The sequence below is a fragment of the Clostridium sp. CM037 genome (genome assembly GCF_055081095.1).
Window position 1 is genome coordinate 3,264,453 of sequence record NZ_CM143650.1, and the last position, 25,607, is coordinate 3,290,059.

19 protein-coding genes, 1 pseudogene and 2 riboswitches are annotated in these 25,607 nt (G+C 31.8%); of the genes and pseudogenes, 5 read left to right on the forward strand and 15 right to left on the reverse strand.

Annotated elements, in window-relative coordinates:
- Positions 1-8: 8 nt before the first annotated feature.
- The 6 genes and pseudogenes from ACWJKP_RS15720 to ACWJKP_RS15745 all read right to left on the reverse strand — a co-directional run bounded on the left by ACWJKP_RS15720 (position 9) and on the right by ACWJKP_RS15745 (position 6,489).
- On the reverse strand, positions 9-614 hold the full coding sequence (locus tag ACWJKP_RS15720; protein ID WP_165413937.1) for a TetR/AcrR family transcriptional regulator: 606 nt from the start codon (positions 612-614) through the stop codon (positions 9-11).
- A 186-nt stretch (positions 615-800) separates the two neighbouring features.
- Positions 801-1,043 (reverse strand): annotated as a pseudogene (hepT, locus tag ACWJKP_RS15725) (type VII toxin-antitoxin system HepT family RNase toxin); the annotation flags it as partial.
- A gap of 180 nt (positions 1,044-1,223) precedes the next feature.
- Positions 1,224-2,285, reverse strand: coding sequence for an IS30 family transposase (locus ACWJKP_RS15730; RefSeq protein WP_224578705.1), 1,062 nt, complete (start codon positions 2,283-2,285; stop codon positions 1,224-1,226).
- 130 nt (positions 2,286-2,415) lie between these two features.
- On the reverse strand, positions 2,416-3,216 hold the full coding sequence (locus tag ACWJKP_RS15735) for a hypothetical protein (protein ID WP_224578796.1): 801 nt from the start codon (positions 3,214-3,216) through the stop codon (positions 2,416-2,418).
- 269 nt (positions 3,217-3,485) lie between these two features.
- Positions 3,486-6,071 (reverse strand): ATP-dependent chaperone ClpB, encoded by a 2,586-nt coding sequence (clpB, locus tag ACWJKP_RS15740; RefSeq protein ID WP_165413129.1) that lies wholly within the window; start codon positions 6,069-6,071, stop codon positions 3,486-3,488.
- 115 nt (positions 6,072-6,186) lie between these two features.
- Positions 6,187-6,489 (reverse strand): hypothetical protein, encoded by a 303-nt coding sequence (locus tag ACWJKP_RS15745; protein ID WP_224578794.1) that lies wholly within the window; start codon positions 6,487-6,489, stop codon positions 6,187-6,189.
- Positions 6,490-6,872: 383 nt separating this feature from the next.
- Here ACWJKP_RS15745 and ACWJKP_RS15750 point away from each other — a divergent pair, with 383 nt between their 5' ends.
- Together ACWJKP_RS15750 and ACWJKP_RS15755 are read left to right on the forward strand one after the other, a co-directional pair.
- Positions 6,873-7,199: a helix-turn-helix domain-containing protein gene (locus tag ACWJKP_RS15750; protein ID WP_165413131.1), complete on the forward strand. Its 327-nt coding sequence runs from the start codon at positions 6,873-6,875 to the stop codon at positions 7,197-7,199.
- A gap of 50 nt (positions 7,200-7,249) precedes the next feature.
- Positions 7,250-8,743 (forward strand): DUF1538 domain-containing protein, encoded by a 1,494-nt coding sequence (locus ACWJKP_RS15755; RefSeq protein ID WP_165413132.1) that lies wholly within the window; start codon positions 7,250-7,252, stop codon positions 8,741-8,743.
- 107 nt (positions 8,744-8,850) lie between these two features.
- Here the strand turns inward: ACWJKP_RS15755 and ACWJKP_RS15760 are convergent, their stop codons facing one another.
- The 4 genes from ACWJKP_RS15760 to ACWJKP_RS15775 form a co-directional block, all read right to left on the reverse strand.
- Positions 8,851-10,629 carry a peptidoglycan D,D-transpeptidase FtsI family protein gene (locus ACWJKP_RS15760; protein ID WP_165413133.1) on the reverse strand — a complete coding sequence of 593 codons (1,779 nt, stop codon included), beginning with the start codon at positions 10,627-10,629 and terminating at the stop codon, positions 8,851-8,853.
- A gap of 520 nt (positions 10,630-11,149) precedes the next feature.
- Positions 11,150-12,142, reverse strand: a complete 993-nt coding sequence (gene add / locus ACWJKP_RS15765) for an adenosine deaminase (RefSeq protein WP_165413134.1) — start codon at positions 12,140-12,142, stop codon at positions 11,150-11,152.
- A 92-nt stretch (positions 12,143-12,234) separates the two neighbouring features.
- Positions 12,235-12,334, reverse strand: a riboswitch (purine riboswitch).
- A 68-nt stretch (positions 12,335-12,402) separates the two neighbouring features.
- Entirely contained in the window at positions 12,403-13,413 is a 1,011-nt protein-coding gene (locus ACWJKP_RS15770; RefSeq protein ID WP_165413135.1) for a CPBP family intramembrane glutamic endopeptidase, read from the reverse strand.
- Positions 13,414-13,654: 241 nt separating this feature from the next.
- The gene (locus ACWJKP_RS15775) at positions 13,655-15,781 is read right to left on the reverse strand and encodes a sensor histidine kinase (RefSeq protein ID WP_165413136.1); all 2,127 of its coding nucleotides are present in this window, start codon (positions 15,779-15,781) and stop codon (positions 13,655-13,657) included.
- A gap of 281 nt (positions 15,782-16,062) precedes the next feature.
- On the opposite strand from ACWJKP_RS15775, the gene ACWJKP_RS15780 reads away from it, so the two are divergent.
- Complete coding sequence (locus tag ACWJKP_RS15780) at positions 16,063-17,277, forward strand: alanyl-tRNA editing protein (RefSeq protein WP_462961309.1); 1,215 nt, start codon at positions 16,063-16,065, stop codon at positions 17,275-17,277.
- Between the two features lie 232 nt (positions 17,278-17,509).
- Here ACWJKP_RS15780 and ACWJKP_RS15785 read toward each other — a convergent pair whose 3' ends face one another.
- From ACWJKP_RS15785 to glpK, 5 genes are all read right to left on the reverse strand, one after another.
- The gene (locus ACWJKP_RS15785; protein WP_165413138.1) at positions 17,510-18,883 is read right to left on the reverse strand and encodes a C40 family peptidase; all 1,374 of its coding nucleotides are present in this window, start codon (positions 18,881-18,883) and stop codon (positions 17,510-17,512) included.
- A gap of 18 nt (positions 18,884-18,901) precedes the next feature.
- Entirely contained in the window at positions 18,902-19,531 is a 630-nt protein-coding gene (gene thiE, locus ACWJKP_RS15790; protein ID WP_165413139.1) for a thiamine phosphate synthase, read from the reverse strand.
- Positions 19,521-20,357 (reverse strand): hydroxyethylthiazole kinase, encoded by an 837-nt coding sequence (gene thiM, locus ACWJKP_RS15795; protein WP_462961310.1) that lies wholly within the window; start codon positions 20,355-20,357, stop codon positions 19,521-19,523. The genes thiE and thiM overlap by 11 nt, the downstream gene beginning before the upstream one ends.
- A 203-nt stretch (positions 20,358-20,560) precedes the next feature.
- Complete coding sequence (thiD, locus tag ACWJKP_RS15800) at positions 20,561-21,385, reverse strand: bifunctional hydroxymethylpyrimidine kinase/phosphomethylpyrimidine kinase (protein WP_165413141.1); 825 nt, start codon at positions 21,383-21,385, stop codon at positions 20,561-20,563.
- Positions 21,386-21,531: 146 nt separating this feature from the next.
- A riboswitch (TPP riboswitch) is annotated at positions 21,532-21,642 on the reverse strand.
- Between the two features lie 69 nt (positions 21,643-21,711).
- Entirely contained in the window at positions 21,712-23,202 is a 1,491-nt protein-coding gene (gene glpK / locus ACWJKP_RS15805) for a glycerol kinase GlpK (protein ID WP_165413142.1), read from the reverse strand.
- 326 nt (positions 23,203-23,528) lie between these two features.
- Here glpK and ACWJKP_RS15810 point away from each other — a divergent pair, with 326 nt between their 5' ends.
- A complete protein-coding gene (locus tag ACWJKP_RS15810) occupies positions 23,529-23,888 on the forward strand; it encodes a hypothetical protein (RefSeq protein WP_462961311.1) in 360 nt (119 codons plus the stop codon).
- Positions 23,889-24,117: 229 nt separating this feature from the next.
- Complete coding sequence (locus ACWJKP_RS15815) at positions 24,118-25,536, forward strand: IS1182 family transposase (protein WP_224578821.1); 1,419 nt, start codon at positions 24,118-24,120, stop codon at positions 25,534-25,536.
- Positions 25,537-25,607: the final 71 nt, after the last annotated feature.

Below are 25,607 nucleotides of genomic sequence, written 5' to 3' on the forward strand. Positions count from 1 at the left end.
TTTATCTCCTAACTTATATTTTCACAATCTAACTTGCTCATAATATTTTTATAAAATATATCTATTATATCAATAATAAGTTTTCTCACCTGAGCTCCGTCGTCTTTCTCTCTTAAAATGATAGAAATACTCTCCACAAGGTTATATGATATAAGATAAATAATAAAATTATTTTTAAGTCTTTTCCTCTGGAGTGACAGCTCATATTTCATTTTCTCTGAAACTATTCTAGTTACGAACTCAACGAAGGTCTTTTTACAATTTTCATATTTCGAACCTTCGCTTTTATTAAGTAATATTGTAATCTCTATGCTATTTTCTTTAAATATCTCCATTATCTTTTCCATTAATTTATAAAAAATATCATCTGCTTCTTCGTTTATTTCTACTTCATTAAACTGATTAATGTAATCCATTAGTCTATCATATACAGGTCCAATTAATTTTTCATACAAATCATCTTTACTATGAAAATATTTATAAAAATTCCCCACTGATGTTTCAGAGTTCTTAGCTATCCCCCTTATTGATGTGCCTTTGTATCCCCTTTGTTTAAATTCCTTTAGAGATTCTTCTACTATATTATTTCTTACCTCTTCCTTCAAATATTGCATTAGAAAACCTCCGTTCTCTTTTATAGTATACTCTATTTTTAAAAAAACTCAACTGTTGTGTTATTCAAAGGTGTCGCATCTTTCTTATACAGTGAATCAAAAATTATAAACAAATAACTAAGAAGAAAAAAGGTAACAACAATGAATTTAATCATTGTTGTTACCTTAATGCCCACCATCTATTTCTCATATTTTTTTCATAACAATTTCTGAAAATTTGCCAATATCTCCCAGATGTTTTTCTATAATATCTTGTACAATTTTTAAATTAATAGCTTGATAATTATGAACTGCAATATTTCTAAATCCAACCATAGATTTTAGCTTATTCATTAAGTCAGTATTAATCATACCATTGCTACATAAAACCTCAAAAGCATCTCTACTATTCTGTGGTATTCCTAGTCTTTTTTCTGAAACTATATGCATAAAACTTCTTTTATAATATCCTTATCTTTATCCTCTAGTTCCAAAACCTTCACATCCTTTATAACAATTATATTTATTGTAACAAATTTTTAATTAATATACTAGGCTCTAGCTAAATAACAAACAGTGCTTTGTAGATTGCAATATAAAATGTCCGAAATTTTCAAGAAAAATATAATGTTAAGTTGTAATGGTTTTCCGTTCCATCATATTAGCAGATAGACCGTTAAAAATCCTTCTTGGATAATTGTTGATCCAGTGCTGTATTTGCATAATTTGTTTTTTAGAGAATGCTGAAATATCCACACCTTTTGGGATAAATCGTCGTATCATTTTATTGATATTCTCGTTTGTGCCTCGTTCCCATGAACTATATGGATGGGCATAATATACTTTAGTTCTCTTTTGTTTATTCCTTACTGAGGTCTCAATACCCTCGAAATCAAGGTTCTCACAGCCGTTATCACAGGTGATTGTTTTAAATGTTTTTGAGAATGCCATTCCCATTTTACGCTCCAATTTGTCCAATTCCTTCACAACAGCGACCTGTGATTTAGAAGGTATTTTAAAGATTAACTCCTTGCGAGTTACTCTTTCGCTTAACACCATTAATACAGTCTTTGTACCCTGCTTTCCTACTACGGTGTCCATTTCCCAGTGCCCTATCTCATCACGTGCAGCTACCGCTGTAGGTCTTTCTGATATGCTTGTCCCTTTGGTATTGTTATACGCCGGCCTTATTTTTTTATAGTTTCTCTTTTTGGCATTCTTTTTAACAGGCAGATCTTTGTTACTTATGTTTAAGAATAAATTATTATCCAAATAGTTATACACAGTTTTGAAGCAAATAGTTGTTTCGAATTGTAGATCTTTATTTGTTATATTTTGAATAGCTGCATACGGAGATTCGCCATATTTACCAATGGCTTTTTCTAAGTACTTCACCAATTTGTGATCTTTCCCTATTTTCAATGCAGGCCCTTTTGCTGTGCCTTGTCTGTCATGTTCTGACTGCCCAATTTCTGCGCTATATTCCATTCGAGTGGTTAAATCACTATTCAATAATTCTACTATTCCTTTAGCAATTTCACGCCTTATTGTACGCTCTGAACGTCCACCTATTTGCTCCGCAATACAGCTTGAATTTAGCCCCATTTTGTATAATGTCTCTATCTTTATACGATCCTCATATGTTAGGTGTTTACCTTTTTTGTTCTCTGTGATAAAATTTGATTGACTCATTTGAAATCCTCCTATACTTGTGTTGGTTTAGTCACTTAACATTGTACAAGATTTTTTCTCTTGAGTCTTTATTTTTTGTTCTATGGTCATTTCATTTTACAACTTACCAACAAACAGTGCTTTCATTGCATTATATTTTTATTAATGATATTAGTAAACTTACAATGTAAGTTATACTTGAAAAAATCAATGATACTATGAGAAATCCTATTAATACAATGTTATATTTCAATATATCTTCAGCCATAACAAATCTCGAAATGCCAAGGGTATTGAGATCTAATATTATTAGGAATATTATAAATAATCCCTTAGAAGCCCCTTTAATATCCGCAGAGCTTAACGATATATGAGATGAAATACATATAGCTAAAAATAAAAATAATATAAAATAGGGATTAGTAAAATTCTTAATTGAAAAGATTATTTTTATTAAATTAACATAAGAAGTCATTATTCCATTCAGAGCTATACCGTTTAATTTAGTTACATTTAAATTATTAATAGATATAGTTATAAATTCATTATATGTCTTAGGAATTATGACGTACATTAAAGCTATTATAGACGCAATTCCTCCGAATATAGGTGCAGTGCCTATGAAAAAATTACCTATCTGTTGATATACACTATTAGGATTATAGGCATGCTTTACATACCCAAGTACACCATTTTCGTCTCTCTTTTGTATTAGTACCACTTTTGTAATTTTGTGCCCAAAGAGAAAACAAAAAATAGCATGAGAAATTTCGTGTATGGGAACACCTACAATAGCGGTAATAGCAACTGCCTTCCACCCAAAACTCCTTTGCAAATTTTCTATTGAATGCTCCCTTAAAAAGCCAAGGATGAATCCTACAAGAATTATCATCCCTGTCAAATATAATGTATCTACCGATGTCTTTATTATTAAGTTTACTAAGAAATTCATTTAATCACCCTCACAAATCTTGGCTCAATCTACACCATAAAAATCAGCTTCTTTAGTTATATTATATCACTAACTAAACTTTCAATGCTAGATGTTATCACCGCCACTTGTTAGCCATGACACCTAATATTTAGTGATTTTATATAAAAATAATAAAAAGCACCTACCTAAGTAAGTGCTTTTATTATTATCTTTTAGGCTATCTTGCTTTTACCGTTATCTGTCAAAATCCACCTCAATGAAAAGTGACTTTTAATAGCTCTATTAAGTTAAATTTTTTCTATTATAATTTGATTATCCTTTGCATCTACACCGATGATAGAACCATCATTTATATCTCCCCTAATAATTTTCTTTGCAATAGATGTTTCTAAAACATTTTCAATATATCTCTTTAACGGACGTGCACCGTAGATCGGATCGTAGCCTTCTTCTGCCATTAGTTCTTTAGCATCCGCAGTTACTTTCATTGATATGTTTTTATCTTTAAGCCTATTTTGAATATCTGCTAGGAATATATCAACTATTCCTTCTATTTCTTTTGTTTCTAATGGTTTAAATAATATAATATCATCTAATCTATTTAAAAATTCCGGTTTAAATTTGGATTTTAGCTCGCCCATGACTCTATCACGGATATGCTGTTCTATGCCTCCACTTTCTTTGTTTTCCAAGAGGTAGTTGCTTCCGATATTTGAAGTCATAATTATTATGCAGTTTTTGAAATTCACAATCTTGCCCTGATTATCAGTTAGGCGTCCATCGTCTAGTATTTGAAGAAATATGTTAAACACATCCTCGTGAGCTTTTTCTATTTCATCAAATAATACTACGCTATAAGGTTTCCGCCTAACAGCTTCTGTAAGCTGACCGCCCTCTTCATAACCTACATATCCTGGTGGTGCCCCTATAAGTCTTGACACAGAATATTTCTCCATATATTCCGACATATCTATCCTTATTATGTTTTCACCACTCTCAAATAAAATTTTAGCTAAAGTTTTAGCAAGTTCAGTTTTTCCGACACCAGTAGGTCCAAGGAATATAAATGAACCAATAGGTCTTCTTGGATCCTTCATACCGGCCCTCGCCCTTATTACTGCATTTGACACTGCAGTTACTGCTTCCTTTTGACCAATTACCCGCTCAGATAATTCATCTTCAAGTCTTAGGAGCTTTTTCCTCTCGCTTTCTTGGAGATTTGTTACAGGTATACCAGTCCACTTTGATACTATCTGTGAAATTTCTTTTTCGGTTACTTCTTCTTTAAGCATGGCTGTTTCATTATTTTTATGAATTTCTTTTTCTTTTTCTTTTATCTGAGCTTCTAGCTTTGGAATTACTCCATATTTAAGCTCTGCCACTTTATTTAAATCATATTCTCTTTCTGATTTTTCTATGTCCCCCCTTGAAGCATCGAGCTCTGCTCTCAAATTTCTAATTTCAACTATCTTAGACTTTTCTTTCTCATATTTTGCTGTCATCTCATTATCTTTATCTTTTAAATTACTTAGCTCTTTTTCGAGTATTATGAGCCTTTTCTTTGAAGCCTCATCCTTTTCTTTGGATAAAGCCTTCTTTTCAATTTCTAACTGAAATATCTTACGTTTAGCCATGTCCATATCTGTAGGCATACTATCTATATCAGTCCTTATCATAGCACAAGCTTCATCTATAAGATCTATTGCCTTATCTGGAAGAAATCTCGCCGTTATATATCTATTCGAAAGCTTTGCTGCAGCAATAATGGCTGAATCATGAATCCTTATACCATGATATATTTCAAACTTTTCTTTAAGACCTCTAAGTATTGACACAGAATCTTCAACTGTAGGCTCTTCGACAGTTACTGGTTGGAACCTTCGCTCTAGGGCTTTATCCTTCTCCAAATATTTCCTATACTCATCAAAAGTGGTCGCCCCAATGCAATGAAGGCTTCCTCTGGCTAGCAGTGGCTTTATCATGTTTCCAGCATCCATAGACCCCTCTGATTTCCCTGCTCCCACTATATTATGAATTTCATCTATAAATAAAATTATTCTACCTTCACTATTTTCTACTTCTTTAAGCACTGCTTTAAGTCTTTCTTCAAACTCACCTTTAAATTTGGCCCCCGCAATAAGTGCTCCCATATCTAAAGAAAATATTATTTTATTTTTAAGACCTTCTGGTATGTCTCCCTTTACAATTCTTTGAGCTAGCCCTTCTACTATAGCAGTTTTACCTACTCCAGGTTCTCCTATAAGCACTGGATTATTTTTAGTTCTTCTAGAAAGTATTCTTATAACCCGCCTAATTTCCTCATCTCTTCCTATCACTGGATCTAGTTTATGTTTTTTAGCTTGTTCCACAAGGTTTGTTCCATATTTCACTAATGCCTCATAAGTGCCCTCTGGATCAGCATTTTCCACTCTCTGATTTCCCCTAACGGTCGATAACACATTTAAAAAAGCTTCTTTAGTTATATTAAATTTCTTTAAAATATCTCGAATGTCTTTAGAATTCACATCTATAAGTCCAAGCATTACATGTTCAACACTTATAAAAGAATCTTTAAACTTTTTAGCTTCATCTTCGGCCCGTGCAAAAACTTCTTCAAACCTTCTAGTAGCATAAACTGATCCACTTCCTGTAACTTTTGGCATACTATTTATTTCTTTGTTAATCTCCTCATTAAGCTTTGCTATATCCACTCCCATTTTACTAAATATATTAGGAATAAGACCGTCCTCTTGAGCTATAAGTGCTGCAAATAAATGCACAGTATCTACCTGTTGATGATTATTTTTTACAGCTAATAATTGAGCCTCATTTAAGGATTGTTGAACCTTTACCGTTAATTTTTCTACATCCATGTAAATAACCCTCCCTTTAGTTTTTTAAATTATTACCCACTATTTAATTATAACTAAAAAACACCCATAACTCTTTAAATAAATTACTTTTATTTAACAAATTTGTTTTGTAATTTTATTTAAGTACTGCCTGTGCTATTCTAACAAGTTGCTCTTTACTTAAAGCCTCAAGATACCTTTGACGCTCCATAAAAGTGCACTCTTCTAAAAGTTTTCTTACTCTATGAGTTTCTATATAAATACCTGAAAGCATTAAATCTTTACTACTCGAATCCATGTAATGCCTCCTCCAAATGTTATAATATATTGTTGCAGCCCCTTCACTGTAGCCCTTATCTATTAATTTAACAATACATGCTTTTCTATCTTGCTTTTCAAAACATTCACAAAGATTATATATTTTCTGAAGCATTATCATCTTTCTTTTCCTTCCTTCTTAATCATCCACGAAACATACAAAATACAAGTTTTTTGTATGTTTTTTCATCCACGCTTAATTTACAATCACTTTCTATTATACCATATTTTATATAAAAAAAAAAACAGCAATCCGTATACAAATCGCTGTTTTTTTTTTGGAAAACCACTAACAAATCACCAATTTATTGTAAATCAGTGCTTTGTTAGTAAGGATATATAATTAACCACATCCTTCATGATTTATTTCCTTCCATTTCAACATTTATTCCCTCTATTCTTCAATAATTACGGAACCTATGAGAACCGAAATGCATGATATTGTTGCTTTTAGGTTACAAATATGTTATACTTACAATATATTATTTTAATGGAGGTATTATCGTGAGCGATATTGGGAAATTTATTTTTGAACATAGAACTTCAAGAAATTTATCTAGTCGTAAGCTAGCTTCACTTGCAGACATAAGTCATACGGAGATACATCGACTTGAAAATGGAGAAAGAAAGAATCCATCACCACTGGTATTAAAATGCATAGCAAGAGCTCTCGAGATGCCCTACGATGATATTATGAAAGCGGCCGGATATATGGATAGCACCCATTCTCCTATTACCACTGTACACCTTACTGGCACTGATGATCTAACCGACCAAGAACTCGAGCAAGTGAACAATTTCATTGAATTTTTACATATTAAACGCAAATAAATAACAATATATATCCTAATTTTTAGACTTTAAATGGAGGTGTCTTATATTTGAATATCATTATTAAAAAATTTAAAGAAGTTTTATTTTCTGTACTCCCAATTACTTTAATAGTATTACTATTGAATTTTACAATCATCCCTCTTGAAACACATCTAATACTTAGATTTTTAATAGGCGCAATTTTCATAATATTTGGACTGTCTATATTTTTACTTGGTGTGGACACTGGAGTTACCCCTATTGGTACTTTAATGGGAAGTTCTCTTGCTAAAAACAGTAAAGTATTGGTCTTAGTTTTTTCGGGATTAATACTCGGTTTTTTTATTACAATTGCTGAACCAGATTTGCAAATTCTTGCTTCTCAAGTTAGTACTGTAACATCAGGATCAATAACTAAACTTTCGATTTTAGTTGTTGTATCTATTGGTATTGCAATTATGCTATCTATAGGTTTATTAAGAATAATTTATAATAAATCATTAAAGAAAATGTTAACTGCAATATATTTGGTTATTTTTGTTCTATCTTTATTTACATCTTCTGAATTTTTAGCAATATCATTTGATGCTTCTGGTGCTACTACGGGCGCAATGACCGTTCCATTTATATTAGCACTTGCGTTAGGAGTGTCTTCACTAAAAAAAGATGGAATATCCTCGGAAGAAGATAGTTTCGGACTAGTAGCAGTAGCATCCACAGGCGCTATTTTATCCGTTATTATTATGAGCCTTATATCAAAGTCTGATAAAATTGTTGGCGACCTAAGCACTAGTACTGTCAGCTCAACCTCAATTATAAATCCATTTATTGAAAAATTTCCAACTATGATAAGTGAAGTTTTTTTCACCTTGCTTCCATTATTATTATTATTTTTTATATTCAATAAAATATCATTTAAGCTTTCAAAAAAGGAATTTTCAAAGATATTGAGAGGTATTCTATATTCTTTTATTGGACTGATATTATTTTTAACAGGAGTAAATGCTGGTTTTATAGAGATTGGAACTGTAGTCGGACACAGTATTGCTTCCCTACATAGTAGTTGGATTCTTGTCATTGTTGGGTTCATACTTGGATTAGTGGTAATATTAGCTGAGCCGGCTGTGCATGTACTTACAGATCAGATAGAAATTGTTACTCATGGATATATAAAAAAGAAGGCAGTAATTTTTACTCTTTCTATCGGAGTTGCCTTTGCAGTAGCATTATCAATGTTAAGAATAGTTGTACCCGGGATTCAGTTGTGGCATTTTCTTTTACCAGGATACGCAATTTCAATTATTATGTCATATTTTGTGCCGAAACTATTCGTAGGAATAGCATTTGACTCTGGCGGTGTAGCTTCTGGTCCAATGGCAGCAACTTTTATTTTAGCCTTTGCACAAGGTGCCGCTGAGGCCATTGAAGGAGCGAATGTATTAATCGATGGATTTGGCGTAATTGCCATGGTTGCTTTAACTCCATTAATTGCTTTGCAAATTTTAGGTTTGATCTTTCAGCATAAGGCTAAAAAAGAAGGAATAAAAATAAATGCAAAATAATTCTAACACCTGTGAATGTTAATTAATATTCGATACTTATTCAAAAGACAAAGAGCAGATCTCATCCCTAATATGGGATGAGATCTGCTCTTTATTTTCATTTAGTATTAATTTGTATCACTCACATTTTCCGTAGACATGTTAAGTATTCTAAACAACCCTGAAAATAACTTACGTGCTGCCGGTACTGCTGTCTGGGCAGCATAATATTTTTCCGGGTTTGGCTCTTCTATTGTAACTATCAATGTTACCTCTGGATTATTAGCAGGAGCCATACCTGCAAAGGATGCTACATATTTACCAGAACCGTAACCCCCTGCGGTACTGTTAACCTTATTTGCAGTTCCTGTCTTTCCAGCTATGCGGTACCCTTCCATATAGGTATCCTTTCCAGTTCCCTCCTTAACAGCTCTTTCCAAATACATTCTTAATTCAGCTGCTTTTTCTTTGCTGGTTATAACCTTTTCACCAAGATTATCATATTTTTTATCCACAACTTTTTTATCTTCCACCATGTGTGATATCTCTTTCATAACATGGGGTCTTATCCATGTACCTCCATTAGCTATTGCATTGAAGGCAGCGATATACTGCACTTGGCTAACCGCTACACCTTGCCCATAGGCCATTGTAGCAAGATCAATAGGTTTAATACTATTTAAATCCTTTATTAAGCCAGTACTTTCACCTGGCAAATCTATACCGGTTTTCTGTCCAAAGTTAGCCGCCTTTAAAAATTCATAAAATTTTTCCTCTCCAATTTTTTGTCCCAGCTTAACAAATCCAACATTATCGGAATTTTTAATTATATCTGAAAAAGTCTCAACCCCATGATTTTCTTTATTATCATTATACAATGTTGTACTTCCAACCTTAATGCTTCCATTACTTACAAATCGGTCCTGGTCCGTCACCACGTTATTTTCAAGTGCAGCAGCAGCTGTTATAACCTTGAAAATTGATCCTGGCTCAAACACATTACTGATAGCTCTATTCTTCCATATTTCCTGTACTTCACTATCTGTTTTCCCTTCTACATAAGGCTTATTTAGATTATATCCCGGTGTATTAACCATAGCCAAAATTTCACCATTTTGCGGATTCATAATTATTATGCTTACAGACTTTGCACTATTTTCATCCAATGTTTCTTTTGCTACTTTTTCAGCTAAATTTTGAATTTGTTCATCTATAGTTAATGTTAAATCCTTTCCATTTACAGGTTGAACCGTGGTTGCTTCTTTATAGGGCAATTCATTATTATTCCTATCCACTTCTGTCACTTTTACCCCGGGAATACCTGCTAATTCATTATTATAACTCTGTTCTACTCCACTTATTCCACTTCCCTCCAAATTGGTATGTCCGATAACCTGGGATAAAACGCTATCATTTGGATACATTCTCTCTACATCGTTTGAAATTATTATGCCATTATATTTCAAATCTTTAATCGCATCTACAGCCTTCTTATCAACCTTTCTCTTCAATGATACAAATTTAAGTAACTTGCCATTGCCATCTTTGCTATCTAATATTTTTTCAAATTCGCTCTTTTTAACATCCAGTTTCTGCGACAATTGTTCAATGGCTTGTTCTTCAGGTATTTTTTTAACTTCTAAGTATCTTTTAAATACATTTAAATCAACATCAACCCTGTAAACATCTGCACTTAATGCCAATTTTGAACCGTTTCTGCTCAGAATCTCCCCCCTTTGGGGAGCTATTTTTATAGTTTTTGTCCAATTGTTTAATGCCAGCTGTTTATAATCTGACCCATTAATAACCATTAAATAAACCATTCTACTCACAAGACCCATAAATGCTATGGAAAATAACATACCTGCAAAAAAAATCCTTTTACTTCTCACCCTTTTTCTTTTCAATTTGCTCACCAACCTATTTAAATAATTTCTTCCGATGTTTACGCACTTCCCTCCTCTTTGTAAGTTACCAATATATTAGAATTTATTCTAACATTTATTCGCGTGAATTTTAGTTTAACATAAGTATATAGAAAATACCCAAGTATTATATTTTGTATAATATACAATTAAGGGATAAAAATAAATGCAAAATATTTCTAACACGTGTGAAAGTTAATTAATATTCGAAACCTATTTAAAAACAAAGAGTAGATTTCATCCCTAAATATGGGATGAAATCTGCTCTTTATTTAAAAAACTTAATTTGTAATCTAGTCTTCTATTTCGCTCATTTCTTTTTTTAATAAATCTATAGGATTGACATATCCTAGTGTTCCACACATCAAATTGCCCGCCCATATATTAAGTTCTACTAAATTTAGATTATCACTTGGTATGTATTTAACCTTATTTAAATAATATCACTTATAATAATATTATTCTACCAAATTTTTGATTAATATACTAGGGTATTAATCACTTAGATATATTTCCTTAACCATTCCTTTGTTTCTAAATCAGCAAATGCTGCATCAACACTATTAAGATAAATTTGTTTATATTCCTCAAACGTAATGTTAAATTCTCTTAATAATACATCACATTCCTTAGTCATATTTGTGTCAGATACAGTTCTATTATCAGTATTGACGCTCACCCTTATTCCATCATTAAAAAAATCATGAATTGGGTGTTTTTCAAAAGTATCAATTGCTTTAGTCTGGATGTTACTTGTTGGGCACATTTCAAGGGTAATTCCTTTATCTTTTACAATGTTATAGGCTTCAATGCAGTCTTTAATAAATACTCCATGACCTATCCTTTCTGCCCCCAGAAGTTCCACTGCTTCAAGGACATTTTTTCCTATTCCTGTTTCACCTGCATGGATAGTTACTCTATATCCATATTCTTTAGCTAAGGATATAGGTTCTATAAATTTTTCACAAAAGCCTTCTCCTTCAGACCCACATAAATCTATTGCAACTACACCTTTCAAGAGGTACTTTCTGCCAGCTTTTACAACCTCAAAGGCTTTATCAATAGACATAAATCTCATGCAGCAAAGTATTACATTTCCTTTTATATCATATTTCTCTTCTGCATATTTGATCCCAGATATTACACTCTCTATTACGTCTTCTACACTTAAACCCTTTGTTATATGAAGTAGTGGTGCAAATCTAACTTCAATATATTTTACATTTTCTTTTGCACAATCGCAAAGAAGTTCAAATGTAATTCTTCTTAAACTCTCCTTTGATTGCATTACTAAATTCGGAATTTCAAACCTTTTTAAATACTCATCAAGAGATTTACATTCTGCTGGGGCTGTAACTTCTTTTCTAATATTTTCAATATCATAGTATGGAATACTTATACCCTCTTCTTTTGCTATATCAATTATTGTTCCCGGTCTTACACTTCCATCCAAATGACAATGTAAATCAATTTTAGGTAAATTTTTAAATTCCATATTGTCCTCCTTTTAATTTTAATGACATTTCAGCTCCGCAGGAGATGATTTAATTAGCAAAAAATAAAAAATCCTGACCACAAAGAAGATAAACATGCTTGTATCTTCTTCGTAATCAGGAATTATAGGTTCCTGGTAGAAACCCCCAAACCATATTATTGGGGTTATACGATTTAAAATTTGTATTTTTTATATTTTATCATAAAGAAAAAAATTGTCAAGCTGTAAATTCCCCGATACGTATCTTCGCAGAAGATGCTTTAATACCTTAGAACAACCAGCACAATCATAGAAATAAAATATATAACTAATGGAATATATTGTTTTCTATCTATATCTATAATTTCTTCTTTTCTTGCTATATATTTTCCTTCAATGTCCTTTTCTTCTTCAATGAGTTCTAATCCATCTTTTTCCTCTTTATATTCTTTTAATTTCCTTAAGTTTATAAATAATATAGATCCTCCGATTAGTAAAAATATTGAAGCTCTAAGTAAAATTACAGTTAAACTAGCATTCATTGCATCAGTTGTCGCAGCTGCTTGTACTTGTGTTTGATCTATCACACCATTCTTTATTCCATTATTCACAAGCTTCATATAATTCATTACGACTTTACTTAAAATAAAAGATATTGCATTATTTACTGCGTGAAGTGTCATACTCCCTACAAGCGATCCTGTATATTCCCTTACCTTTAATAGAACAAGTCCCAAAAACATTACGTAAATAATTTGCATTACATTACCATGAAAGGTTGCAAAGATTGCAGTTATTATAAAAAATTTAATTTTTTTATTTATCCCTTCATAAGCATCTAAGAAAATTCCTCTAAAAAATATTTCCTCAAAAAATGCTGGCACCAAAACTATCACCACTAACCCTAATAATGTTGAACTACTGTTTAGTAATTTAGATATTGCCATACTATCCTTTATTGCAATGGGAAATAACTTCATGCTTATCATATTAACGCCTATTGCAAAAATATAAGTACCGACTGATATAGACATAATTAAAAAAACTTGCTTTAGAGATATCTTCTTTATTACCATTACCTTATTAAAGCTTCTTTTAGTAATCCTGCAATATAATAAAGCAATTCCACCAAGTGCTATAACACTGGCCCCTCCAGAAAGCAGAAGTGAGGTATCCCCGCTTATAGAACCATGTAATCTAAATACCCTTATTGCTATTAACGGTATTGAAATAAATAACAATAATGCTCCTAATAATAAACTATTAGCTAGTAGTATTCTTTTATCTTTCATAATTTTCTCCTTAAAACATAAGATTTTCTTCGAATTAATACTTTTTTAAGCACGGCATTAACTTCACTAAATATTAATACCCCTATATATATAATAAGCTAATCACCTAAAATAATCAAATTCTTAAATTTCACTCTCTATTACAGGATTTTTGCTTAAAAAACCTACCTTGCAGGGTATCTTATAAAAAAACCGTGCTATTTATAGCACGGTTTCCTATGTTACTCTAAGGTAGTAGACATTAATATATATCTGAAAACTCAATCTTAATCTTTTCAATATTACTATTAACACTCAAATTATTATTAACAAAAACTTCTTCAATATCTAGTAACTTTTTTATAGGAAGTTCAAAACTAAATTTACTTCCTATATTAATCTCGCTTTCTAAAAACATTTTACCTCCATGCATTTCTACTAACGACTTAACTAAAGATAATCCTATGCCACTCCCTTCTCTATTTCTCGTAAGTGACTTATCAACTTGAATAAATCTTTCGAAAATACATTGTTGCTTTTCTTTTTCTATTCCAATACCTGTATCCTTAACAGAGATAACAACACTATCTTTTTTTTCAAAAATATATACTAAAATATTTCCACCTGAATTTGTGAATTTTATTGCATTTGAAATGAGATTCAACATTATTCTTTCTATTTTATCTTTATCACAAGCTATTATTTTTTCTTCCATTTCTGTATCAAATAAAAGTGATATTCCTTTATTTGATACATACTCAGCTACAGACAAAGTTATTTCCTCTATAATACTAACAATATTACAATTACTTAAATGAATTTCAAAATATCCCGCATCTATTTTTGTTACATCTATTAAGTTGTCAGTCAATCTTATTAATCTATAACAGTTTTGTTTCATAGTTTTTAAATATCCCTTGCTTTTGCCCTCATTTTCATTAAAGAGTTCCTTGAATTTAAGTTCCATAAGCTGGATAGTACCCGAAATAACATTGATTGGTGTTCTTAATTCATGAGATATATTCGCAAAAAAATCCGTCCTAAATCTATCATATTTTATTGCTTGATTTAAAAATCTTGTCTTTTCCTCATTTTCTTTCATTATCCCTTCATTTTCAAGTCGCTTAGTAATATCTCTTGATGACAATATTAAGGCTTTAACTTTATTATTATCATCTAATAATTTACTACCACAAATCTCTAACCATACAATACCTCCATTTGCATGCAAGCATCTAAATTTGAATTTTTCATTTGTAGTTGAAGTAATTAGTTTTCTAATTTCCCTTAATACATTTTTCTTATCATCCTTGTAGACAAAATCAAAAACGTGCCTTTCAATGACATCATCTGTAGCATATCCAAGTATCGCTTTTTGAGCAGCTGTAATATATTTAATTCTACCCTCAGTATCTGTTTTTATAATCATATCAGAAGTATTTTCAGTTATCTCTCTTAATAGTGCTTCACTCTCCCTTAGATTTCTCTCCATTTTTTTTCTTTTGTCAATATTGCGAGTCACTATTAAAACTGCTAACTCCCCCTTATACTTAAAAGCAGCTGTGCCTAACTCAACATCAATAACAGACCCACCACTTGTAAGAAATTTCTCTTCAATAAATGGTGTCGTCATTCCGCCTTCATATATTATATTTATTCTACTCCTAGCAATATCAATGTAATCAAGATGAACAAACTCCATAATACTTCTTCCAATTATATCCTTAGAGTCCTTCACATCGAATAATCCTTCAGTCGCAGGATTAGCTAAGACTATTTTCCCACCGCTGAGCACACATATAGCATCAGGAGATAATTCAAATAACTTTTTATATTCTTCTTCACTTTCTCTTAATTCACTTTCAATTTTCTGAACTTTAGCCTCTTCTATACTTATTCTTTCCATAACAGCCGCAACCTGAAAGCAAATTAGCTCAAGCATTTTTAAATCCATATTACTATATTCAAGATTTTTCTCTATGTATATAATTTCTAATAACTCTTCCTTGTAAATCAATGGGTAAAAAACTTCAAAACCTTCACTACCTTTATTAATTACTTTTTCTTTTTTGCAATCACAGACTTCTTCTATAATGCCTCTAAGTATATTAGAGGTGCCTCTAAATATATTAGAGGTGTCTTTAATATTTCTTTCATTATAAAAAATTGCTTCACCACACTGCTCTTTCCATTCTATTACTACTTCAAAATTTCTATTTACACGCTCTAAAATTAATACCCTTTTAACTTTAAGATAACTATTTATTATATTAATTAACTTGCTATGCAAAGCATTTCTATCATTTTCAAATAACAAAACCTTTGATAACTCAATAACTTTATCAATATCTGTTTCTTGTAATACATTATCATTAACATATTCATTCATTTTAATTTCCCCTTTAAAAATCCATTGAAATGTCGTTAACTTTATAACTGAATTGACTTATTTTTAGAACATTCTCAAAATATTATATTCTACAAAATATAGTGTAAACCTTTTTTTTTCGAATTTTTCTTTGTATAATTTAGAATTTATTACTAATTTATGACAAAATCAAAGTAAAAACCCAGTATTATTTTGTAGCATAATATTTTTATGGTACAATTAGATTAAAAACACATCATGTATTCTATTGAAGCCTAGCTCGCAAAAGGAGATGCAAAACTTTGGAAAAGTTATATTACGAAAATCCATATCAAGCAGAATTTACAGCTGAAGTCATAAACGTAATCCAAAAAGAAAACAAGTATCACGTTGAACTTGACAAAACCTATTTTTACCCTGAAGGTGGTGGTCAACCAAGTGATACTGGATATATAAATGGTGCTGCTGTAACCTATGTGTATGAAGAAGATGAAAAAATTTATCATGTAGTTGCCGTGAACCCTTTAAAAATTCATAGGGTTAAATGCATCATAGACTTTGATAAACGGTTTGACTATATGCAACAGCATCTAGGGCAGCATATACTTTCTGCTGCTATTTCTGATCTATTTAATGCAACTACTATTGGGTTTCACCTTGGCACGGATTCTACAACTATTGATATTGATAAAGTTATTGGCAATAATGAAATTAAAATTGCCGAAAAAAAAGCTAACAAAATTGTATTAGACAATATTAAAGTAGAAGTACTATATCCAACTAACTCTGAACTAAAAAAATTATCGCTAAAAAAACTCCCAATAAAAGCTGGTGAAAAAGTAAGAATAGTTAAGATAGGTGATATTGATATAAACCCATGTTGTGGTATACATCCTAGTTCAACTATTGAGGTTCAATTAATTAAGGTTACAAAATTTGAAAAGTATAAGACTGGAATAAGAATTGAATTTATATGTGGACAAAGGGCTGTTTCTGATTATTCCTTAAAACATGAATCCATGGAAAAAATGTCTAAACTTTTTTCCTGCAATAATGATACAGTTTTGTCCGTTGTAGAACGACTTTCAGGTGAACTTAATAAGGCACTTACTGAAAAAAGGGCCCTAAAGTCAGAGGTTGCGCAGTACGAAGTTCAAAATATGTTAGAGGCAGCCCCAAAAATAGAAGATATCAGGATGCTTAAATGCATTTATGATAATGGGGATTTAAAATATACTAATATCTTAGCAACAAAATTAGTATCCTCCCCAAAGGTTATAGTCTTATTTGGAGTAAAATCTCAAGATAAAGCAAATCTTTTATTTATGTGCTCGAAGGATTTGAATATAATTAGCATGAGCTCTATTTTAAAAGATGCCATAACTCTAATAGACGGCAAAGGTGGTGGAAGTGCCTTTTCTGCACAAGGTGGTGGTAAGAATAATAATAATTTAGATTCTGCGCTAGATTATGCATGGAGTAAAATCCATGCTGATATAATTTCTAGGAACAAATAATAGTGCAATCCTATGAAGTTTCTCCTACGTGACTTGAAATAAGAGATTGAAACGTGAAATTTCATTAAGAAATTCTAATCTTTTGAAAATATAAAATAAGAATTTCAAATGGAATTTCAATGTTTCTGCTCTTCTTATTTCAAAACACTATGGATAAACTTCATACTATATCGTATATCTATATTTATTGGAGGAGCTCTTGCTTTTCGCTGGGCCGAAATGGTCAGTCTAATTAATCCACATTAACAAAATCTCTAGCTCCGTATAATCCTTCAATATATGTTTTACCATCCTCTGATAATACTATACACAATGGAGAAACCATCACTTCGCGTACCTTATAATATTTTAAGCTCCCGTCCTGCTGTGGTTTATAAAAGCCTGAAAAATCATGAATAGCATAATATTGACCTTTTTCTTTACCTATATAAATCATTGTATGTCCATTCATAAATACTGGCGTTCCAGGCTTCAATTTATTCAGTAACTTTTCTCTATCTCCCATAGTCATATTTTCCGGCATTTCATAGAAATTGCCCACTGCGAGTTTTCCCTGATCCTCGGAATTCCTAGGAAGCTTAATACCCATAGTTCTATAAACATCCATTATAAAACTTGCACAATCCCTAGAATTGAACATTCCACCCCATCCATATCTTTCTCCTAAAAATTTAAAGGCATTAACTATGATATTTTTTCTGGTATAAGGTAAGTACCCCAATGAGATATCTTCATTTATTGCAATCAGAGCTTTTTTGAATTCTACATTTCCCTTATTATCTCTGGTTGGAAGCTTAACCACATAATTACCTGCGGAATTTTGACCATAAATATCCCCTTCTATTTCCTTAATATCTGCAAGTGGTATTTTAATTCCCATGTCAAATTTCGCTTCTGATAATTGCTCATCTAATGGGTTATAATTTGTAAATACTCTTTTCCCTGTAGTTACTAAGAAATTTTCTGTTTTAAGATAATCAAAAATTTCTTCTTTACTAGATATTGCCACATCTTTTTCGGGTATCCATGCTAAATAATTATACATCTGTGCAAAATACCACTTTTTATCCACACTTGATAGCAGAATTACAATTGGTTCAACAGGATAAACAGCTGTCTCCTGAAATCTGTCAAATTCATAGTTATCTCCAATTTTAAATATTTTATCATAGGTTGGGAATGTCCTCATCACAGTCTTTCTAATGGTTATTGCATATTTAATATCGAATAAGTCCATTAATTTTTCAATATTGCAATTCTTTATTAACTTATTATAATATTCTTGAACTACTAATTTCCCATCCGCATGGAATCTTTCAGATTTTGGCATAGAACTAATAGTATTTATCTTGTTTATTAATTCTTGCATACTAAAGGATTCTTCGTAATTTTCTAAGTCCACAATTGATCCAACAGTTGTTAAACTACTCTTGTTGTATGCTTCAATCTCTTGTACATTCATAATATCTTTATTCATGCCACTCAATTTTGTCCAATAGTTCATGCAAAGCATTTTTTCCTTTAATCCTGGAATATTTGAATAGATTACCTTATCTACCTCGTTTCCAGATAGGTTCTTTTCGAATCCAGTCGGCTTGATAACCATTATAAATCCCCCCCACTATTATTTCTGCTTTATGGAAGAACATAGCTTTTCTGCTGATGACCTTACAGATCTTTTCCCAAGAATATCTGAAACAACAGCTATTCCATCAATATTTGCTATCTTTAATAAATTTACATTTTTTTCATTAATTCCACCAATAGCAACTACAGGGATAGAAATTTTTTCTTTTATTTCTTTTAAACATAATACTGAAACTGCACTTGCATCATCTTTAGTAGTTGTAGGAAACATCGCTCCAACACCCACATAATCTGCTCCTTGTTTTTCTGCCCTTTGTGCTTCCTTAAGTGTTGCAGTAGAAACCCCTAGTATCTTATTATCTCCTATTATACTTCTCGCAATAGTCGCTGGCATATCACTTTGACCTATGTGTACCCCCGCTGCATCTACGGCCTGTGCAATATCAATTCTATCGTTTATTATTAGAGGAATCTTATATTTATCTGTAATAATTTTTATTTTCACTGCAATATTATAAAACTCTAAAGTACTTAATCTCTTTTCTCTAAGCTGGACTAATGTAACCCCGCCTTTTATTGCTTCCTCCACTGCTGCAAATATATCTAAATCCACTAATACATCTCTATCTGTAACGAGATAAAGGCTATAATTCACATTATTCTTCATTTATTTTGCTCCTTTCCATTATTAGAGCTTCAGATAAATTGTAAATAGCATCTAGCATTTTCACTTTAAAAGTTCCTGATCCTTCGCTATGTTTATCTAAGCTTTCATAAGCTGTTTCTCCTGCAATACCCATTGACACAATTCCTGCGAGTCCTGCTATTAAATTATTATCTCCAGCGCCTAGATAACAACCAATAACTGAAGTACACATACATCCTGTACCTGTAACCCTAGACATTATTTTATGACCGTTTGATGCGGTGTAAAGAGTCTTACCATCCGATATAATGTCTACCGCACCTGTTAAAACTACCACCGTATTAAATTTAACAGCAAAATTCCTTGCCATTTCTTTCTCTCTTGTAAATTCATTACTATCTACAGAAAAACTCTCACTAGCATCTACACCTCTTGTTATAGTTTTAATACCATAAATTGTTTTTATTTCAGATAAATTCCCTCTAATAACTGCTAATTTCACTTCATTTATAATTCTTTTGCAAGTTTCTGTTCTATAAGTTGTTGCACCTACTCCGACAGGATCTAAGATAACAGGTATGTTTAAGTCATTTGCCATCTTTCCTGCCTCAATCATAGCCTCTATAATTACACTATTTAATGTTCCTATATTTATAACAAGTGAAGATGCAAGTGATACCATCTCGCGAACTTCATGAATATCCTCCGCCATAACCGGTGACCCACCTATTGCTAGTGTAATATTGGCACAATCATTAACGGTTACATGATTTGTTATTTGGTGCACCAATGGGTTTTTTTCTCTTAAATTGTTTAGTAATTTAATTATTTTCTTATTAATTTCCATTTACATCATCCTCCAACTTATTGTTTATATAAATCCTGTAATAAGCATAACGGGCATTGTAGCTCCAAGTAATAAATCACGTTTTATAAATTAATATCTACTGCTATAAATATGATACATACTAATACATTATTGACTCCCCTTAAACTTTGTGTTATTAAGTTTACAGAACTCGCTGCTAAAAACCCAGTTTTTCACTATCCTTAATCATTTGCCATCCCTGCTTTTTTATATAATTCATAGAAATGATTTGTAGGTCCCACCCCATGCCCAATATCTAAAGAATGCTTTATAGCAGTTGTTATATACTGCTTTGAATTTTTTATTGAATCTTTCATGCTATAGCCAAGCGCCAAATTTGCAGCTATGGCTGAAGACAAAGTACATCCAGTTCCATGAGTATTTTTTGTATTTATTCTCTCAGACGTAAAATGTATAATTTCACTTCCATCATAAAACACATCTAGAGCTTCCCCCTGCATATGTCCTCCCTTTAAAAGCACATTTTTGCATCCTAGCTTGTACATTTCTTTTGCTGCACTTTCCATATCTACTACTGTTTCAATCCTCGTAATATCTGAATTTACTTCTTTTAAAATTTCTTCAGCCTCTGGAACATTAGGTGTAATAATTGACGCTAGTGGAATTAATTTTTTAACCAAAGCCGTCTTTGACTCTGGCTTTAACAGTGAATAACCGCTTTTTGAGATCATTACGGGATCGAGTATTACGTTTTTAGGCTTGTATTGTTTTAATTTCTCACTTATCACATCAATAGTTGAGATCACAGAAACCATACCAATTTTAACCGCATCTACAACTATGTCTGTAAAAATAGCATCAATTTGTGCCTTGATGATTTCTTCGCCCAAGTCTTGCACTGCAAAAACCCCCATAGTATTTTGTGCTGTTACCGCTGTAATTACACTCATCCCGTATACGCCACTCGCACTTAAGCTTTTTAAATCTGCCTGTACACCTGCTCCTCCTGAGCTGTCAGAACCTGCTATAGTTAAAACTTTTTTCATATCAATTCCCTCCTAAAATAATTATCTTTTAAATGTTGAATCATCACCTGCGGCGCTATTCATCCATTTTATTTATAAAACAAAAAACACAAACCCATAGGATTCGTGTTTAAATCATCTTGATATATAAAAATATATACATATATAATACACCAATAAACAACTTCCTACGCTGGCATTATCCAGATCAGGTTATAGGGTCAAAGAATTAAAGTTCTTTCTCTCAGTTGGCCTATCCAACTCCCCTGTGTTAGGTTATTCTTTTATATTTCATATGTTAATAATAGCATAACAAATTATTATTAACAATTAATATTTCGTTACTACTATTCAAGTTTTATGCCTGATCTTTTAACAGCTATATGCCATCCATGAAGTAATTCTTTTCTTTTTTCTTCTGTCATACTAGGTTTGAAACTTCTTGATATCGCCCAATGCTTTGCTACTTCATCTTTGCTCTTCCAATATCCTACTGCTAGCCCTGCAAGATAAGCCGCACCGAGTGCTGTAGTTTCAGTAACCTCTGGTCTGTCTACTTGAACGTTTAAAATATCAGATTGAAACTGCATTAAAAAATTGTTATTGCAAGCTCCTCCATCTACCTTAAGTTCTGTAAGTATAATTCCAGAATCTTCTTGCATTGCTTTTAAAACATCATGTGTTTGGTAAGCAAGTGCTTCGAGAGTTGCTCTTATTAAATGTTCTTTCTTTGCTCCTCTTGTAAGACCTACAATTGTTCCTCTTGCATAAGGATCCCAATATGGTGCTCCAAGTCCAACAAAAGCCGGAACTACATATACTCCATTTGTATCTTCTACCGCATTAGCATATTCTTCGCAATCAGCAGCATTGTCAATCATGCGTAGCTCATCTCTTAACCATTGTATAGCTGCTCCAGCTATAAATACACTACCCTCAAGAGCATACTCTACTTTTCCATCTATTCCCCAAGCAATCGTTGTAAGTAATCCCTGTTTAGATTGAATTGCTTTGTCTCCTGTATTCATAAGCATGAAGCAGCCTGTCCCATATGTGTTTTTAGCTGTTCCTGGTGAATAGCAAGTTTGTCCAAATAATGCCGCTTGTTGGTCTCCAGCCGCTCCAGCAATTGGAATTTCCCCTCCAAACAATGAAATATCGGTGTTGCCATATACACAACTTGAAGGTTTTACTTCTGGAAGCATTGATTTTGGTATGTTCAATGTTTCTAAAATTTCGTCATCCCATGTAAGTTCATGAATATTAAATAGCATTGTTCTTGAAGCATTAGAATAGTCTGTTACATATGTTTTTCCTTTTGTTAAATTCCAAATTAACCAAGTATCTATATTGCCAAACAATAAATTTCCTGCTTCAGCTTCTGCTCTAGCGCCTTCTACATTGTCCAATATCCATTTTATTTTTGTTCCAGAAAAATAAGCGTCTAAAATCAATCCAGTTTTAGCTCTAACAATTTTATCAAATCCTTTTTGTGTTAATTCATCACAAGTCTCTGCAGTTCTTCTACATTGCCATACAATTGCATTGTATACCGGAACTCCCGTTCGTCTATCCCAAACTACAGTAGTTTCTCTTTGATTTGTAATACCTATTGCTGCTATATCAGACGCCGTAGCATTAACTTCAGCCATCGCTTCTGTTGCAACGCTAATTTGACTTGACCATATCTCCATTGGGTCATGTTCTACCCACCCTCCTTTTGGGAAAATCTGAGTAAATTCTTTTTGAGCGGACGTTACAATAAGTCCCTTTTCATTGAATAGTATACACCTTGAACTGGTTGTACCTTGATCAAGTGCCATTATATATTTAGCCATTTTAGCAAAACTCCTTTTTGAAATTAGTCTTATTGAATCGTTTACACATTAATAAAGAAAAAAATACGTTAAAATATCATTATATTTAGTATAACTGATTATTATATTTATTGCAATATAACTTATAAACTTCACAATATAGATTTATTTTTTAAATATCACATCGCCGCTGCTACGATATATAATAAAACATTAAAATTTTTACAATCTTAAAATTTTCAAGTAAAAATTCTCAATATTTTCATCTATATTTTAAGATAAAACGGGTAAACTATATACTGTACTTGATAACAGTGTAATTTTTATATTAGAAGGGAGAGATACTTATGAATAACAATTTAGAAGAAACAAAAAAATTAAATAAACAATCAGCAGCTAATGGAGGTTCAAGTTCTTACTCAAATGCCGGTATGTCTAGTAGCACTAGTGATTCTACTCTACAAGAAACAATTCAATTGAATAATGAATCAGCTTCAAATAAAGGTACTAGTGGTGTTTCAACTTCTGCTATGTCAAATATGTCTAGCAGCACTAGTGACTCTACTTTAGCAGAAACAAAACAATTAAATAGTCAATCAAGTGCTGGTATGTCTAATATGAGTAGTAGCAATAGTGATGCTGCTTTAGAAGAGACAAAAAAGCTAAATAATCAATCCTATGCAAATAAAGGTACTAGTTCAAAATAAACTTTTATTTATATGTTCTTTAGATTCCATTTAATAATTTTTCGATGATATGATACTTTTTAAAGGAAGCCATTTAATTAAATGGCTTCCTTTCAGACCGTTGACAAACATAAAATGTAAAACACTCTAATTTAAAATTGGAGTGTTTTTTTCATATTCAAAAAGGATTTTAGGACATCAATGTCGAATATATATAGTATACAAACTTTATAATTCGGAGGGCATTATTATGATTAATGAAAAGAACTTCACACAACAAAAACTAGAAATGGTGTATTTAGAAGATTTAGTTCCTAAAGACCATATTCTGAGAAATATAGATAAATACATGGATTTCTCTTTTATAAGAGAACTGACTAAAAAATATTACTGCTTAGATAATGGAAGACCTGGCGTAGATCCTATTATACTTTTTAAAATGCTGTTTATTGGGTACTTATTTGGAATAAAATCTGAACGACAACTTGTAAAGGACATTGAAGTAAATGTGGCTTATAGATGGTTTCTAGGACTAAGTCTTACTGATCCTATTCCAGATCATTCAACAATTAGCCAAAATAGACGTAGACGGTTTAAAGGTACAGATGTGTTTCAAAAAATATTTGACAAAGTAGTATTTAAGGCTATAAATCTTAAGATGGTAACCGGTAAAATACTTTACACAGATTCTACACACCTAAAAGCAAATGCTAATAAGCGAAAGCTTGTGAAAATTGAAGTTGAAAAAACGCCGAAAGAATATATAGCTGAACTTAATAAAGCAGTAGAAGAAGATAGAATAAACCATGGTAAAAAACCTTTAAAAGAAAAAGAACCTGTTACCAAAATAAAAGAAACTAAAGTTAGCACAACCGACCCTGACAGTGGATATATGATGAGAGATGGCAAGCCGGAAGGCTTCTCATATTTAGATCACAGAACTGTCGATAGCAGACATAATATAATTACTGATGTGTATGTTACTCCTGGAAACATAAATGATGTTGATCCTTATATCGATAGATTAGATGTGCAAATAAAAAAGTTTAATTTTAATACAAAATATGTTGGTGCAGATGCTGGTTATGCTACAAATCTTATATGTAAAAAACTATATGAGAGGGAATTAAAATCTGTAATGGGATACCGTAGGTCTCCACATACAAAAGGAATGTACACAAAAAATAAATTCCAATATGTTAAAGAGCAGGACATTTACGTATGCCCTGACTTAAGGGCTTTACATTATAAAACAACAACAAGAGAAGGATATAAAGAATATGTTGGTAATGCAAAATATTGCGACATATGTCCAAACAGAGCTCAATGCTTTTCTGCAAAAAGCAAGTTTAAAACTATTAGAAGACATGTTTGGGAAACGTATAAAGAAGATGTTGTAAAGTTCACCAGAACAGATAAAGGCAGAAATATATATAGAAGAAGAAAAGAAACTATAGAGCGAAGCTTCGCAGATTCAAAACAACTGCATGGGCTTCGCTATTGCCATATGCGTGGATTAGAAAATGTGCAAGAGCAGTGTCTGCTTACAGCAGCAGTGCAGAATATGAAAAAGATAGCTAGCCTGCTATCTTTACTGTTTTTTGATTTTCTAACTAAGAAGATAGTTGTTATTTTAAATTTATCCATAACTCAAAATGCTATCGCATAATTGCATGTAAAAAGCCCAGTATAATAAAAAAATTATACTGGGTTTGTAAACAACCTGAAAGGAAGCCATTT